15 protein-coding genes are annotated in these 14,132 nt (G+C 66.3%); 8 read left to right on the top strand and 7 right to left on the bottom strand.

The annotated features are described in order from the left end of the window. Position 1 precedes the first annotated feature (1 nt). On the bottom strand, positions 2-622 hold the full coding sequence (locus tag IEY28_RS19005; protein WP_189001593.1) for a histidine phosphatase family protein: 621 nt from the start codon (positions 620-622) through the stop codon (positions 2-4). A 7-nt stretch (positions 623-629) separates the two neighbouring features. Beyond that, a complete protein-coding gene (tatC, locus tag IEY28_RS19000; protein ID WP_189001591.1) occupies positions 630-2,333 on the bottom strand; it encodes a twin-arginine translocase subunit TatC in 1,704 nt (567 codons plus the stop codon). Positions 2,334-2,452: 119 nt separating this feature from the next. Here tatC and IEY28_RS18995 point away from each other — a divergent pair, with 119 nt between their 5' ends. Continuing rightward, positions 2,453-4,657, top strand: coding sequence for a twin-arginine translocase subunit TatC (locus IEY28_RS18995; protein WP_189001589.1), 2,205 nt, complete (start codon positions 2,453-2,455; stop codon positions 4,655-4,657). Here IEY28_RS18995 and IEY28_RS18990 read toward each other — a convergent pair whose 3' ends face one another. After that, entirely contained in the window at positions 4,658-5,629 is a 972-nt protein-coding gene (locus tag IEY28_RS18990) for a type IV pilin domain-containing protein (protein WP_189001587.1), read from the bottom strand. Between the two features lie 198 nt (positions 5,630-5,827). Between IEY28_RS18990 and IEY28_RS18985 the strand changes: the two genes are divergently transcribed. Both IEY28_RS18985 and IEY28_RS18980 read left to right on the top strand, forming a co-directional pair. Continuing rightward, a complete protein-coding gene (locus tag IEY28_RS18985; protein WP_189001586.1) occupies positions 5,828-6,004 on the top strand; it encodes a ribbon-helix-helix domain-containing protein in 177 nt (58 codons plus the stop codon). Continuing rightward, positions 5,994-6,695 carry a queuosine precursor transporter gene (locus IEY28_RS18980; protein ID WP_189001584.1) on the top strand — a complete coding sequence of 234 codons (702 nt, stop codon included), beginning with the start codon at positions 5,994-5,996 and terminating at the stop codon, positions 6,693-6,695. Before IEY28_RS18985 ends, IEY28_RS18980 begins: the two co-directional genes overlap by 11 nt. A gap of 7 nt (positions 6,696-6,702) precedes the next feature. On the opposite strand, the gene IEY28_RS18975 is transcribed toward IEY28_RS18980, so the two are convergent. Further along, on the bottom strand, positions 6,703-7,497 hold the full coding sequence (locus IEY28_RS18975) for a 23S rRNA (uridine(2552)-2'-O)-methyltransferase (RefSeq protein WP_189001582.1): 795 nt from the start codon (positions 7,495-7,497) through the stop codon (positions 6,703-6,705). A gap of 194 nt (positions 7,498-7,691) precedes the next feature. Here IEY28_RS18975 and nirK point away from each other — a divergent pair, with 194 nt between their 5' ends. From nirK to IEY28_RS18960, 3 genes are all read left to right on the top strand, one after another. Then, complete coding sequence (gene nirK / locus IEY28_RS18970) at positions 7,692-8,777, top strand: copper-containing nitrite reductase (protein WP_189001580.1); 1,086 nt, start codon at positions 7,692-7,694, stop codon at positions 8,775-8,777. 238 nt (positions 8,778-9,015) lie between these two features. Then, complete coding sequence (locus IEY28_RS18965) at positions 9,016-9,759, top strand: DNA polymerase sliding clamp (RefSeq protein ID WP_166972857.1); 744 nt, start codon at positions 9,016-9,018, stop codon at positions 9,757-9,759. Positions 9,760-9,886: 127 nt separating this feature from the next. Beyond that, complete coding sequence (locus IEY28_RS18960; protein ID WP_189001578.1) at positions 9,887-10,501, top strand: cell division protein CdpA domain-containing protein; 615 nt, start codon at positions 9,887-9,889, stop codon at positions 10,499-10,501. A 1-nt stretch (position 10,502) separates the two neighbouring features. Here the strand turns inward: IEY28_RS18960 and IEY28_RS18955 are convergent, their stop codons facing one another. Next, entirely contained in the window at positions 10,503-11,288 is a 786-nt protein-coding gene (locus IEY28_RS18955) for a DUF4382 domain-containing protein (RefSeq protein WP_189001576.1), read from the bottom strand. 121 nt (positions 11,289-11,409) lie between these two features. On the opposite strand from IEY28_RS18955, the gene hjc reads away from it, so the two are divergent. Continuing rightward, positions 11,410-11,928 (top strand): Holliday junction resolvase Hjc, encoded by a 519-nt coding sequence (gene hjc / locus IEY28_RS18950; protein WP_166967107.1) that lies wholly within the window; start codon positions 11,410-11,412, stop codon positions 11,926-11,928. A gap of 87 nt (positions 11,929-12,015) precedes the next feature. Here hjc and IEY28_RS18945 read toward each other — a convergent pair whose 3' ends face one another. Further along, the gene (locus tag IEY28_RS18945; RefSeq protein ID WP_189001574.1) at positions 12,016-12,648 is read right to left on the bottom strand and encodes an SWIM zinc finger family protein; all 633 of its coding nucleotides are present in this window, start codon (positions 12,646-12,648) and stop codon (positions 12,016-12,018) included. Between the two features lie 147 nt (positions 12,649-12,795). Here IEY28_RS18945 and IEY28_RS18940 point away from each other — a divergent pair, with 147 nt between their 5' ends. Continuing rightward, complete coding sequence (locus tag IEY28_RS18940; RefSeq protein WP_189001573.1) at positions 12,796-13,005, top strand: DUF7472 family protein; 210 nt, start codon at positions 12,796-12,798, stop codon at positions 13,003-13,005. Here IEY28_RS18940 and priL read toward each other — a convergent pair. After that, entirely contained in the window at positions 13,002-14,087 is a 1,086-nt protein-coding gene (priL, locus tag IEY28_RS18935; protein WP_189001571.1) for a DNA primase regulatory subunit PriL, read from the bottom strand. The genes IEY28_RS18940 and priL overlap by 4 nt on opposite strands. Positions 14,088-14,132 lie beyond the last annotated feature (45 nt).

Genomic DNA, 14,132 nt, shown 5'->3' with positions numbered 1-14,132 from the left:
CTCACTCGCGCCACGGCCGCGCGCCTTCCGCGACGAGTTCCGCGCCCGACCCGTCCAGCCGTAGCTCCGTCACCGAGCAGTTCGGTGGCGAGTGGGCGGTGATGGTCGCGTCCAGCGAGCGCTCGGTCACCGCGGCGAGCAGGACTTTGACGACGCCGCCGTGCGTGACGAGCAGCACCGTCTCGTCCGGCCCGACCGTCGTCCGCAGGTCGCCCAACGCCGACTCGACGCGGTCACAGAACGCCGCGACGCTCTCGGCGTCCTCCGGCGTGGCGTCGAGCGACGACACGCTCTCCTCGGGGTCGTGGTCGGGGTGGCGATCGAACAGCGTCTCGGCCAGAAAGCCCTGATAAACGCCGAACCCGCGCTCGCGCCACGCGCTGTCGACGGTCGGGTCCGGCAGTCCCGCCGCCGTCTCACGCACCTGTTCGGCCGTCTCCCGGGTTCGCCGGAGGTCCGAGGTCACGAGGCGGTCTATCGCTCGCTCGTCGGCGAGCCACGCCCCCAGCGCCCGCGCTTGCTCGCGGCCGCGGTCGGTGAGTCTCGTCGGGGCCCACCCCTGCACCCGCCCCTCGCGGTTCCAGTGTGTCTCGCCGTGCCGGGCTACGAGAACGGTCGCCACGCGATGGTCACTCCTGTGTCTCGGCGGGGCTCTCGCTACTGCCGTCGCCGCCGCGGCGGTAGCGTGCGACCAGCAGGCCGGCCTCGAACAGGACGACGAGCGCGGCCGCGACGCCGACGGCGGCCGTCGTCGCCAGTCCGAACTGGTTGATGAGGCGGAACAGCGTCGGGTCGGGGCTAGAGAGGTAGCCGACGACGATGGCCACGGTCCAGACCGGCAGGCGGACCGTCCGGAGGCCGCGCCACAGTTTCACGCTGCCGTAGTAGTTCTTGTTGAGGTAGGCCGTCAGTTCGAACAGCACGATGAGGCCGCCACCGACGAGTATCGGCGGGGCCAGTCCGACCTCGGCGAGCGCGCTCGTGACGCTTGCGGGCAACCGGCCGTAGTACCCCGTCGGCACCGGTGCGGGGCTGAGGACGTACCCGACCAGCGCGAACAGGAGGTAGGCGTAGGGCCGCCGGTTCGTGAGGTCCTCGGCGGTCGGGACGGGCGAACTGCTCCCGGTCCACTTCAGCAGGAGGAGCGTCCCCTCGAAGAGGCCGATCATGGTCACGGCGACCATCAGCGGCGCCATCCCCGTCGGGTCGGGGCTGAAGACGAACGCGATGGCGGCGAACGCCCCCCAGAAGTAGAGGCGGCGGTCGACGAGCCACCGTCTGGTCGTGACGCCCATCATGATGGCGAGCATCACGAACAGCGGAATCTGGAACACCAGCGCGAAAAAGCCCAGCATCAGGATGATGAGGTTGAACGTCTCACCGAGGCCGAACGCGAGGTCTGCGGCCCGGTCGGAGTAGGTGATGAAGTAGTCGAACATCGCCCGCAGGACGGCGAAGTACGCGAAACCGACGCCGATGGCGGCCAGCACCAGACTCGTCGGGACCGCCGCGAGGTAGTAGCGCCGCTCGCGGGGGTACAGCCCCGGACGCATGAACAGGTACGTCTCGTAGACGAACACCGGGAGGGCGGCGATAAAGCCGACTAACGAGGCGACCTTCAGCCGCGCGAGGATCAGAGCCAGCGGGCTGTAGACGTGCGGACAGTCGGCACCGGAGACGGTGCTCTCACCGCCCGGCTGGGCCTCGACGGCGAACTGGCCACACGTCTCGGCCGGGCCATCGAGGAAGGAGTACCAGAGGAAGTTGATGAGTTCGTCCGACGCCGGAAGCGTAAGCACCGCGACGGCGGCCATCACGCCGACGACGATGAACAGGCGCGTCGCCATCTCCTCGACGTGGTCGGCCAGCGGCATCTCCTCGTCGTCGGGTGCGCCGCCGATGCCGGCCTCGTCGTCGGGGTCGTACCCCGGTGCACCGGCGCCCGCCTCCGATCCGGGCGACCCGCCAGTCGGCGAGGGTGTGGCCGGAGTACCCCAATCAGTGGGGACGTCCGCCGGCGTGGCGGCGGCAATCTCCGTGGGATCGCGGTCGAACAACCCGGCACGGGTCGGTCCCGGAAGGCCGTGTGCCCCCGCCGTCGCCTCGTGGCCGCCGACGGGTCTGTCACCCGGGCCGCTCACGTCGTCCGTGGCGTCGTCGACTTCCTCGTCGGCGGCGTCGTCACTACCCTCGCTCGGGTCTGTATCACCCGGTTGGCCGTACGGGTCGTGGCCACGTTCCTCGGGGTGGACGTCGCTGTCGCTCCGGCCCTCCGAGGACAGCAGCGGGTCCTCGGGCCGTGGGCGGTCGTCGTCTGCGTCACCGTCCACCATCTATCTGGGAGCGGTTTGGCGGTTGGTAGTTGTAAACTTTCTTTTCGAGCGGCCCCGCTCGCCGCCGAACGCCACTGATGAACAAATTGATAACGCAGAATCGGCTACCCTCACGGAAGATGGCGAGTGCAATCGACGAGGACACGGTCCAGACGGTCCAGAGCGGCCGTGCGACGCTGGGTGCGATGCTCAGCACCGCCCAGACCCACCTCCAGAAGGTGTTCATCGTCTTCGTCATCGGGATGATCGGGACCATCATGGCCCTGCAGTACGGGGTCTGGGACCGACTCAAACAGGACCTGCTGTACTCCCAGATGGACCTCACGACGAAGGAGGCGACCGACATCGTCGTCGTCACGCCGTTCGACGTCATCCTCTTACAGGTGAAGATAGGGGCCGTCGTCGGCATCCTCATGTCGCTCCCCCTGCTCGTCTACTTCGGCCGCGACGGGTTGCGACGCCGCGGGTGGTGGCCCGCAGAGAAGATTCCGCTCTGGAAGGGGGCGCTGTTCGTCGTCGTCAGTCTGGGTCTGTTCGCCGCCGGCGTCGCCTACGCCTACGAACTGTTCTTCCCGCTGATGTTCAACTTCCTCGCCGGCAACGCCGATGCCGCCGGGTTCCTCCCCCAGTACTCCATCGTCAAGTGGGCCCAGTTCGTCTTCCTGCTGGCGGCCTCCTTCGGCCTCGCGGCCCAGTTACCCCTGCTGATGACGGTGCTTTCCTACACCGGCATCGTCCCCTACGAGACGTTCCGCGAGAAGTGGCGCTACGCCGTCCTCGCCATCTTCGGCTTCGGCGCGCTGTTCTCGCCGCCTGACCCGTTCACCCAGATCATGTGGGCCGCGCCGCTGTGTGGGCTCTACGCGCTGAGTCTCGCGCTCTCGAAACTCGCGGTGACGGTCAAACGCTCCAGCGACCTCGTCAGCACTCGCCGGGTCGCTGTCGAGCACTGGAACACCGTCCTCGGGGCGGCGGTCCTCGTCGGCGGCCTGACCTACTACGTGCTGACGACCAGCGCGTTCCAGTACGTACAGGCCGTCGAGGCGTTCGCCGCACAGTACTCGACCCAACTCACCGGGAACCTCGCCCGGCCCGAACTGTTCGGCCTCTCCGTCGAGGGGACGGCCCTCTTGCTGGCCGCCGTGTTCGGTTCGGCCGGGACCGTCGCCGTCGTCTACTACCACGTCCTGCAAGCGCTCGACCAGAACGCGGTCGGGCCCGGTCGTCGGCACGGCGACCCGACGGCCATCGACATCGACGAACTCAGCGCCGCTGCTATCGAGGTCGCGCCGCCGGAAGCCTTCGAAGAGATGACCGAGGAGGAGGCACTGGCTCACGCCGACCGCGCCCTCTCCGAGGAGAACCAGGAGAAAGCCCAGTTGATTCTGGACCGCTGGGACATGGCCCACGAGGACAACCCCGAGGGGACGGCGGCCGCCGAGAGTACGGACGGCGATGGAGACGTCGAGGACGAAGAGGGCGTCCTCACGTCGACGACGGCCGGGATGGTCAACGCCTTCACCGAAGAGGAGACCACAGAGGACGACGTCGGCGGCTACTACTACGACATCCGCTTCATCTTCGACTCCATCGCCTCGAAGGCGTTCTGGATACTGGGTGTGTTCGGCCTCGTGCTGTCGGCGGCGTTCCTGTTCCTCTATCAGGGCGGTATCGGTCGCATCCAGCGCATCTTCGTCAGCCGTCTCCCCGAGGGGATGGCCGAGGGCGTCAACATCGTGACGTTGCATCCGGTCGAACACCTCGTGTTCATCGTCAAGTTCTCGACCATCCTCGGTGCCATCTCGGTGGTGCCGCTGTTGCTCTACTTCGCGTGGCCGGCGATGCGCGAACGCGGCTTCGTCGTCGGCGACCGGAACGTCCTCCTCGTCTGGGGCGGGACGCTGTTCGTGGCGCTCATCGGCGGGAGTCTGCTCGGGTTCCTCTACGTCGCCCCGATGACCATCTCGGCTATCGCCTACGACCAGTTGCAGGCCAACATGGTCATCGCCTACCGCATCAGCAAGTTCGGGTGGCTGGTGTTCTTCCTCACCATCGGCATCGGCCTGCTGGCGGAGATTCCGGTGACGATGTTCCTGTTCCACCGCGCGGGCATCGTCCCGTTCCACCTGATGTACGAGCGCTGGCGCGAGGTGGTCATCGGCATCGTCGCCCTCTCGGCCGTCCTCTCGCCGAACGGCATCTTCACGATGTTCATCGTCGGCATCCCGACGGCGGCGGCCTACCTGCTGGGACTGGGTATCCTCTGGGTGTACACGCTCGGCGGCCGCCGGACGCCGAAAAACCGGAGCGAACCGGCCGATTGATTACCAGCTCGCGTCGCCACGACACGTCACGCCGGGTGCCGTGAACACCGTCCCCGGACTGACACTGTTGGCATCGTCGATGACTTTCGTGCCCTCGAGATAGATCTCGTTGTCGTACCCGGCGTCGTTCTTTACGAACACCACCGTGCTCTGGTCACAGCCCGGCTTGAACAGCAGGAACACGTCGTTGGTCGGTTCGGTGCTCGAACTCGAATCTGTGGTTATCTTGCCGTCGGTGATGGAATAGGCGTCCTCGCCGGGGTCGAGCCCGCTGGGCGGGGCGTCGGTCCAGTTGTAGCCCGGACTCGGGACCGCGGTCCAGTGGACGTTGTCGACCATGACCACGACGAACACCGGGGGGTCCAGTCCTTCGATGGGTCGCTCGTACATCTTGATGTGATGCCACGGATTCGCCAGCGATATCGGTCCGAGGTTCATCCCGTTCGAACCGGTGTAGTCGGCGGCGAACTGCTCCCCGTTCGGGTCGATAGCGAGGCCGAACGCGTACCGCTCGTTTATCTGGTGGCTGGTCCCGTCGACGATGGCGTACTTGAACTTCGCCGGAAACGTGTTGTACGACGGACAGTCGGTCGGTTCCTGTACGTAGTACTCCTCGACCTTTCGGCTCGTCTCGCCGTTGATGCTGGCGACGTAGATGTGGTCTCCCGGATACACGCACCGCAGGCTGACCGACGACTGCCCGTCCCAGTGCTTTACCACCCGTCCGTTGATCTGTAGCTCGAAGGTCGTCTCCGGCGCTCGCTGGTTGTACCCTCTCACACGCAACTCGAGCGTATCCTTGCTCCCTTCGTCTATCGCCGCCCCGTACTGTGCCTGCGAGTGGACCGTCGCCGACGTGAGCGCGTCCGACCCCAGCGACGTCGCCATCGTGCCAGCCACCGTCACCAACAAGACGACGATGAGCACCAGCAACGCGACGCCGACGACCGGCGACACTCCCCTTTTTCCCACACCCATATGTACCGACGGTAATTGCCACACCCTATATTAAGCTTCATTCAATATCGGGAGCTGTGAAACGAGTGGGTGGCGTTCGCTCTCCCGGACGGACACGCTCGGCGGCCGGACAGCGCCGGGGAGTCCGAGCGAACCGGCCGACTGAGACGACGAGGCGACCGATTTAAGCACGGCTGTCGATATTCTGTGGATATGCCCAAGATAAGCGTCGAGGTGCCCGCGGAACTGTTAGACGACCTCGACGACCACGTCGGCGAGGAGGGGAAGTTCGTCAACCGGAGCGAGGCCATCCGCGCCTCCGTCCGCAAGACGCTCGATATACTGGACGACATCGACGAACGACAGGGACGACTCGACGATGAGCAGTAGCGGCGAGCACCCGATTCGGGTCGGCCTCGTCGCCCTGTTCGTGACGGCGCTGGTCGTCTCGCAGGTCACGGCGTCGAAACTGCTGGCCGTCGGCCTCCCGTTTTCCCTACCCGTGGCCGGCGAGACGCTCGTCCTTCCCGGCGCGGCGCTGGCCTACGCCCTGACGTTCTTCGCCTCCGATTGTTACGCCGAACTGTACGGCCGCCGGGCCGCCACCGTCGTCGTCAACGTCGGCTTCCTGATGAACTTCGTGCTGTTGGCCCTGGTCTGGAGTACGATTCTCGCCCCCGGTCTCCCGGCTGCGGCCCAACCGGTCGACCCGGCGGCGTTCCGGAACGTACTCGCGGCGAGCACCGGCATCGTCGCCGCCAGCCTCGGCGCGTACGTCGTCAGCCAGAACCTCGACGTGTTCGTCTTCCACGCGTTGCGCGACGCCACCGACGGCGAGGCGCTGTGGCTCCGGAACGTCGGGTCGACGGCCACCAGCCAACTCGTCGATACGGTCATCTTCATCGGCGTCGGGTTCGTCCTGTTTCAGGGCGTCTCCCTGTCGGCGGCGCTGTCGCTCGTCGTCGGGCAGTACCTCTTGAAACTGCTCATCGCGTTGCTGGACACGCCGTTCGTCTACGCCGTCGTCGCACTGGCCGGCATCGAGGACGACGAGGACGAGGCCGCGCCGGCGGTGCAGTAAGGGCTCGCTACTCTGCGGGTTGTGCGAAGGCGTAGCGCGGCTTCACGTCGTCGACGCGTACCTCCAGCGTCTCGCCCTTCTCGACGCCGCTGACGAACAGCGTGAAGTTCTCCACTTTGGCGATGCCGTCGCCTTCCTCGCCGATGTCCTCGATGGTCACCTCGACCACCTCGCCCTCGCGGACGGGGGCCGTGAGGCGGTGTTTCGCGACGAGGTACAGTTCCGAAGACGAGTCGCGCGAGGCGTCGGGGCGGACCTCGCGGACGTACTCGAACTCCGGTTCGATGTCGGCTTTCAGGTCGTCTAGGTCCTGCCCGTCGAACACCTTCGCGGCGAAGTCCCCGCCCGACGAGAGCAGGTCCGTCGCCACCTCGAAGGCCTGCCGCACGAGGTGGACCGACCGGGCGTGGTCTAAGTCGTACTCGCCGGTCATGTTCGGCGCCATGTCCGAGAGGACCACGTCGACGGGGCCCCCACGCTCGCCGGCGTCGCCGCCGACGACTTCGCGGACCTCGTCTTTGGTGCTGTCATCGGTCATATCCCCGCGGACGTACTCGACGGTCGGGTCCGGGTCCGAGAGCGGGTCGATGCGCTGGCGGTCGACGCCGACGACGGTGCCCCGTTCGCCGACGCGTTCGGCGGCCACCTGTAGCCAGCCACCGGGTGCGGCACCGAGGTCCACGACGGTTCGGCCCTCACCGAGCAGTCCGGCAGTCTCGTCCAGTTGTTGGAGTTTGTAGGCCGACCGGGCCCGATACCCCTCCTGTTTGGCTCTGTTGTAGTAGTCGTCCTTCCGGCTCATTTGTTGCCTATCGTACCCGTCCGAGCGGTTTACGCGTGTCGCTGTGCCCGAGATGCGATACGGGGTACCATTCCACACCCGAACACGTTCATCCCCCTTCCTATGCCGTGAGAACGCGTCTCAGGTCCTGAGAGTCCCCTTTCTGGTATATGTGTGGTCCGGACGGAGATACACCTGCAACGGAGGTCCCACTCATGTCATCCATTCCGACGGCGACGCGGCGTCGCGTGTTGCAGGCGTTGGGCGTCGGCACGGCGGCCATCGCCGGCTGTGCCGGAGCCCCCGGCGCAGAGACCGAACAGCCCACCGAACGGACCACCCCTCAGGAGCCAAGCATGAACCCCGCACAGCAGACTGACGTCGACCGTATCGCCGCCGATCCCACCGACATCCCGGCCCCCATCGACCGGTCGGAGCCCAAGACGGTGTCGGTCGAGATGACGACGAAAGAGCAGGTCGCGGAAGTCGAACCCGGCGTCACGTACACGTACATGACCTTCGACGGGCAGGTTCCGGGACCGATGATTCGTGTCCGCCGCGGCGACACCGTCGAGTTGACCATCACCAACGAGGCGGGCAACTCGATGCCCCACAACATCGACCTCCACGCCGTCCGTGGTCCGGGTGGCGGCGCCGAGGCGTCGATGGTCACGCCCGGCCAGACCAAGACCTTCCGGTTCAAGGCCACCTACCCCGGGAGTTTCATCTACCACTGTGCGGTCCCGAACCTCGACATGCACATCTCCTCGGGGATGTTCGGCATGATACTGGTCGAACCGAAGAAGGGCCTGCCGGAGGTGGACCACGAGTTCTACTTCGGTCAACACGAACTCTACACGAAGGGCGAGGCCGGCGAGGAGGGCCACCACGACTTCGACATCGAGTCGATGAAGGCCGAGGACCCGACCTACGTCCTCATGAACGGCGAGAAGTACGCCATTACGCCCGACGGCTACGGTGCCCCGAGCATGAACGTCGGCGAGACGGCCCGCGTGTACTTCGCCGTCGGCGGTCCCAACCTCGACTCGGCGTTCCACCCCATCGGCTCCGTCTGGGACGAGGTCTGGCCGCAGGGCGCCACCGCCAGCGACCCCCACCGCTTCGTCCAGACGACGCCGGTCAAACCCGGATCGACCGTCGTCGCGACGCTGCACGCCGAGGTGCCCGGCCCCATCAAACTGGTCGACCACGCACTCTCCCGGGTCGCCCGCAAGGGCATGATGGCGGTCATCAACCGTGAGGGCGAGGCCAACCCCGAGGTGTTCCAGCCAGAGGGCTGACCGACTGACGAGCCACCGGGTCGTGCCGAGGACTTTGCCGGTCCACACGCCGTCGTCTGTGTCCTCCCCGCCACGACACTCGCGACCTGAGTGTGCAGGCTCCCGGTCGAGTCGCGGTCCGTGACCGGCACGTGCTGACTCGTCGGGGCGGCCGCGGTGTCGGCCGAACCGAGGGTCGCACGCGCACGCGGAGTCAATGAGGGACTTTTTAATGCATGGGGGCGTAGCCGGGTTCAAGATGTTCAACGCCATCGTGAGTGCGGACACGCTCCAATCGGCTCTCGATTCAGTGAGCGTGCTGGTGGACGAGTGTAAGATCCACCTCGAAGAAGACGGGCTTGAGATTCGGGCGGTGGACCCGGCCAACGTCGGGATGGTCGACCTGCGACTGGAGGCCGCTGCCTTCGAGTCCTACGAGACCGACGGCGGCCTCATCGGCGTCAACCTCTCCCGACTGGAGGACATCGCCGGCATGGCCGACGCCGGCCAGTTGGTCCACCTCGAACTCGACGAGGAGACCCGGAAACTCCACATCGCCATCGACGGGCTAGAGTACACGCTGGCCCTCATCGACCCCGACTCCATCCGACAGGAACCGGACCTCCCGGATCTGGACCTCTCCGCTCACATCGTCATCGAGGGGAAAGACATCGACCGGGCGGTCACCGCTGCCGACATGGTCAGCGACCACATCGCGCTGGGGGTCGACGCCACCGACGAACTGTTCTACGTCGACGCCGAGGGCGACACGGACGACGTCCACCTCGAACTGACACGGGACGACCTCATCGACCTCACCGCCGGGAACGCCCACTCGCTGTTCTCGCTGGACTACCTGAAGAACATGAACAAGGCCATCCCGAAAGACGCCGAAGTCGAGATGGAACTGGGCGAGGAGTTCCCCGTCAAGATGCACTTCAACTTCGCCGAAGGCGAGGGTCGGGTCACCTACATGCTGGCGCCGCGCATCCAGAGCGAGTAACGACTCAGTCTGCTGCCTTCGTCTGTCCCCCACCGCCTGCGATGGCCTATCGACGCCCTCTCTGGCCGTCTCGGGTCCGACGGGCGTCTGACGTACCGTTTTGTGGGGGCGTGACCAACGCCCACCCATGGAGAGTCTCGGAGACGCATACAGCGGTGATTCCCGCTTTGCGGGGCGTGACCCCCGCCGCGTCTACGCTGGCGCTGCCCTCGGCGTGCTGGGAGCGCTAGCCGTCGTCGTCGCCGTCCTCGCGGTGACGACGCCGCTGTCGACCGTCCTCGGCGTGAGCGACCTCCGGGCCGCCGAGAAACTCGCCGGGACGCTGGGTGGACTGGGCATCCCCGCGATGTTCCTCTCGGTCGTCGCCGTGCTCCCGTCCTCGACGCGCGAACAGGGCGGCGTCGTTCTCGGAACGGGCCTCTGTCTGGTCGGTATCGGTCTCTTCCAGCGGGCGTACCCCCACCGCTGGACGACCGGCGCCGAGACGATGGCCTTCGAGACGACGATGGCGTACTTCCTCGGGGCCGGTCTCGCGTTCTGGTTCGTCTTCACCGCCATGGCGAGTTTCCGGGCCCGGAACAACCCACAGGGGATGGTCCGACTGGAACTCACCCAGCGGGGCGAGTCGAAGACGGTGCAGGTCTCCCCCGAGGAGTACCGTCGCTACGCGAAGGCCATCCGGAGCGACGGCGGCGAGACCGAGGAGATCATTCGGGAGCTAGAGTCTCGGGCAGAGGACTGAGTTAGCTCTCGGTCGCCGTCGTCTCGGTCGCCGTCGTCTCCTCGCTCTCTACCTCCTCGACCTCGACGTCCTTGCCGGCGACGCCGCTCTCGCCGATGACCGGCAGGAGGTTGTAGCCGTTGGGTCCTTTCTCGACGACGTTGATGTCGAAGACGAACTCGACGGCCTCGTCCGCGACGATTTCGAACGGGTTGACGATCTGGAGTTTCTCGCTGGGCACCTTCACCGGGACCGTCTCGCCGTCGACGACGCCCTCGACGTCGCCGACGTACAGTTCGACCTTGCTGTAACGCCCGGCCTCCAACTCGCCGTCGAGGACGCCGATGGCCTTCTCGCCGACCACTTCGGTCAGGTCGACGGTCGGGCTGTCGAGGTCGAACACTTCGAAGCCGCCGTCGCCGTCACCGGCGTCGGCGTCCGTCTCGTCTCCGCCTGTCTCCTCGCCGCTGTCCGCTTCATCGTCCGCCGCTTCGTCGGGTTCCTCGGTCTCGGGTTCCGTTTCTTCGCCGTCCGTTTCCTCGGTTTCGCTCACCGCTGTCTCAGTCTCGTCGGCCTTCGCCCGGAAGACCCGTGCCCTATCGAAGGTCACGTCCAGCGAGTCGAAATCGCCGATGTCGGCGGGCCGGTCGCTGATGAGGAGGCGGAACGTCCCCGTCGTCGACGATGCCGTCACCGTGCTGTCTGTCGCGTCGCCGTCGGTGCTGCCGCCACCACTCTGGCCGCCACACCCGGCGACGACCGAGGCGCCGACTGCGGTGGTCGTACTGATGAATGTCCGTCGGTCCATACACACCCGTCGCCCCCGTGTTCGTATATAAAACACCGTTCGTTCAGGCTCGTGACGGCGGTTGAACAGAATAAACGCTCGACGTGAACGGTTTTTGTCGCTGCGGGTCGACGGTCCGACAATGGCAAACTCGAACGCGAAGGGGGACCGACGTGAGCGGGAGTTGGTCAACGCCTTAGACGAGGCCGGGTTCGCAGTGATGCGAGCGCCGGCCAGCGGCAGCGCCACCGAACGAGAACTCCCGGACGTGCTGACCGGCGACGGCGAGACGTTCTACGCCATCGAGGCCAAATCCAGCGCCGGCGACCCCATCTATCTGACCGGCGAGGAGGTCGAGGCGTTGCTGTTCTTCGCGCGGAACTTCGGCGCGAAACCCCGTATTGCAGTGCGATTCGACCGCGAGGACTGGTACTTCTTCCACCCCGGCGACCTCTATACGACCGACGGCGGGAACTACCGCGTCAAGAAGGAGACGGCCCTCTCCGAGGGGACGGACTTCGAGGAGTTGGTCGGCCACTCTGAGAAGGTCACACTCGACGAGGTGGCCGACGACGGCCCCGACGCGGCCGTACTGGACGTCCTCTCTGCGTTCGAGCGCGGCGACCTAGAGAAGGAGGAAGCGGCGGCGATGCTGGAGTAGCGAGGTGTCGAACGGAGTGAGACACCTCGAAGCGACGCGGTGACCGCAGGGAACCGCGGAGCAGTAGCGAGGGGGCCATCGCTTCGCTCACTCCACCAGTTCCGCGTCCGTCCGATGGAGTCGACTGTAGGGGAACGCGTACCGTCGCGGGTCGTCTCGACGGGTCGCGTCGGCGAGGTACGTCACCTCGACCACGATGTCGTCCGGCGGGTAGCCTTCGTTGGTGTCGTGGGCGGCGACGGTCCGGCCGGTCGCCTCGATGACGTACTCGTCGGCCCGGTCCTCGCTCACGCCGGCGACGACGAGGCTGTCGCCCGTCTCGCGGTCGACGACGACGTCGCCCGGCAGGACCCGGCAGTTCCCACAGAGGTGTGGTGGGTCGGCGTCTTCGGACACGAACGTGACGGCACCACAGACGTCACAGCGGGCGCGCTGGTGGTGTGGTGGTGCCACTCGGCGGGCCGTAATCTCGATGGCGACGCGGCGGAGGTGTTTGCATTGCTCGCCGCGAATCTGGTGGTCGGGACAGGTACAGGAGTGGTCCGTGAGGTCCACGAGGTACGTGTGGCCACTCTCGGAGGTGACGGCGTAGGTACTGCCCTCACGCGGCCGGACGGCCATGCGCTCGGTCCAGGCGCGGGCGGCCCGGGAGTCGAGTTCGCTGGGGTCCGGTGCGAGTGCAGTCCGCTCCGAGTCGGCCGATGGCTCTATCAGTGTCATAGCGGGCGGACACGGCTGTATTTCTCGGTGTGTCCAGTCGAAACGTAGGGTCTCGAGCGAGGTAAACGTCTCGGCCAGCAGCCCGCTGTGTGTGTGGTTTGGGGTCGCTTCGACACCCTTTTGGCCGGGCCACCGATATCGCGCCACATGGAAATCGACCGGGAGGCCATCGTGCAGATAGTGGTCTCGACCATCGCGCTGCTGACGTTCGTCGCCGCCGCCGTCTTCGTCTCGCTGAACTACTCCAGCAACGGCGGGCTTACCGAACAGGGCGGCGTCGCGATAATCGGTGCTATCGGGCTGTTCATCGTCGTGATGCTCGCGGCGGGCATCTGGATGGAACGACAGGAGTTCTAGGCGTCGGCCTCGTCCTCGCCGCTCTCGCCGTTCTCCTCGCGCCAGTCGACCAGGTCGTCGTCTTCGGCGTCGTCTAACTTCTTCTCGTAGTAGGCCATCGGGTGTGAAATCCGCTCACAGAGGTCGTCTTTGTTGACGCAGTCGCCGTAGGACACCATGGTCGAACACGCCGGCGTCGAGTACTCGGTGGGGCTGGTGTCACCACGGATGTGGTCGACCTGATAGCGGGTGGCCTCCTCGCCGAAGCCAGGATTCACCTGAAAGAGGTCGACGATCTCGTCGGTCGTCATCCCGATACTCGTGAGGAACGCGGCGATGGCAAAGCGGGAGTGGTGCTCGAGGTGCTCGCCTTTCTGGACCTGATCGAGCAACGCCTGCATGCACGGCGGGAACATCTCGGGGACGACGGTGTCTATCTCGCGGGTGAGGTCGAGTTCCGCGAGTACCTCCTGTAGGTGGTCGACCTCTTCGTCGAGTTCGCTCGCGATGGCGTCGGGGACGTCGAACGGGAGGCCGTCGGTGACGCGGTGACGAATGGCCTGTTTCAACAGGACGTGGAGTTCCTCGGCAGCGATGCGGACGCGGCCGTCGGCCAGCGGGCGGTTGACCAGTCGCCACTGGTCGCCCCGCTGGTCGGCCGCCAAATCGAGGTACGCACCGACGTCGACCCAGTAGCCCGTCTCGGCTTCGTGGACCGATCCGGAGAGGTCGAACTCCGCGAGCAGGTCCCGCAACTCGATGCGCTGGCTCTGGGTGGACTTGAACTCCGTCGTCGCCTCGAACTCGGTGCTGAACTGCTCTCGGGCCGCCTCGGCCTCCGCGCGAGCGTACTTGCGGGTACAGACGTGCTGGTCGACCAGCGAGACGAGGACGCGGGCCACCGGATACGACAGCAGTTCGACGCGGGTCCGTCGGTGAGGCTCGCCCACGGTGCCGTCCGTGATGGCGCGTTCGACCCGCTCCAGCGCTCGCTGGGTGACCGCGTCGTCGGTGGCGACGACCTCACCGAGGTCGACCGCGGCGGCCTCGACGGCCTCGCGGGCGGCGGCGAGGAACGGATAGCGGGCGTGGAGCGGCTGCATGAACTGGCGTTGCGCGTGTGGCCGAATAAAATCCTCGTTCCGGCC

This window comes from Haloarcula pellucida, assembly GCF_014647235.1.
In the GTDB taxonomy this organism is placed as follows: Archaea; Halobacteriota; Halobacteria; order Halobacteriales; family Haloarculaceae; genus Haloarcula; species Haloarcula pellucida.
Note: the sequence above shows the minus strand (reverse complement) of the source record. Positions and strands in the feature narration are given on the sequence as shown.

What these genes read in the sequence shown, in the direction of transcription:
- tatC (WP_189001591.1), bottom strand. Translation starts at nt 2,333, where the DNA reads ATGGTGGACGGTGACGCAGACGACGACCGCCCACGGCCCGAGGACCCG.
- IEY28_RS18995 (WP_189001589.1), top strand. Translation starts at nt 2,453, where the DNA reads ATGGCGAGTGCAATCGACGAGGACACGGTCCAGACGGTCCAGAGCGGC.
- IEY28_RS18985 (WP_189001586.1), top strand. Translation starts at nt 5,828, where the DNA reads ATGCCCAAGATAAGCGTCGAGGTGCCCGCGGAACTGTTAGACGACCTC.
- IEY28_RS18980 (WP_189001584.1), top strand. Translation starts at nt 5,994, where the DNA reads ATGAGCAGTAGCGGCGAGCACCCGATTCGGGTCGGCCTCGTCGCCCTG.
- IEY28_RS18975 (WP_189001582.1), bottom strand. Translation starts at nt 7,497, where the DNA reads ATGAGCCGGAAGGACGACTACTACAACAGAGCCAAACAGGAGGGGTAT.
- nirK (WP_189001580.1), top strand. Translation starts at nt 7,692, where the DNA reads ATGTCATCCATTCCGACGGCGACGCGGCGTCGCGTGTTGCAGGCGTTG.
- IEY28_RS18965 (WP_166972857.1), top strand. Translation starts at nt 9,016, where the DNA reads ATGTTCAACGCCATCGTGAGTGCGGACACGCTCCAATCGGCTCTCGAT.
- IEY28_RS18960 (WP_189001578.1), top strand. Translation starts at nt 9,887, where the DNA reads ATGGAGAGTCTCGGAGACGCATACAGCGGTGATTCCCGCTTTGCGGGG.
- IEY28_RS18955 (WP_189001576.1), bottom strand. Translation starts at nt 11,288, where the DNA reads ATGGACCGACGGACATTCATCAGTACGACCACCGCAGTCGGCGCCTCG.
- hjc (WP_166967107.1), top strand. Translation starts at nt 11,410, where the DNA reads ATGGCAAACTCGAACGCGAAGGGGGACCGACGTGAGCGGGAGTTGGTC.
- IEY28_RS18945 (WP_189001574.1), bottom strand. Translation starts at nt 12,648, where the DNA reads ATGACACTGATAGAGCCATCGGCCGACTCGGAGCGGACTGCACTCGCA.
- IEY28_RS18940 (WP_189001573.1), top strand. Translation starts at nt 12,796, where the DNA reads ATGGAAATCGACCGGGAGGCCATCGTGCAGATAGTGGTCTCGACCATC.
- priL (WP_189001571.1), bottom strand. Translation starts at nt 14,087, where the DNA reads ATGCAGCCGCTCCACGCCCGCTATCCGTTCCTCGCCGCCGCCCGCGAG.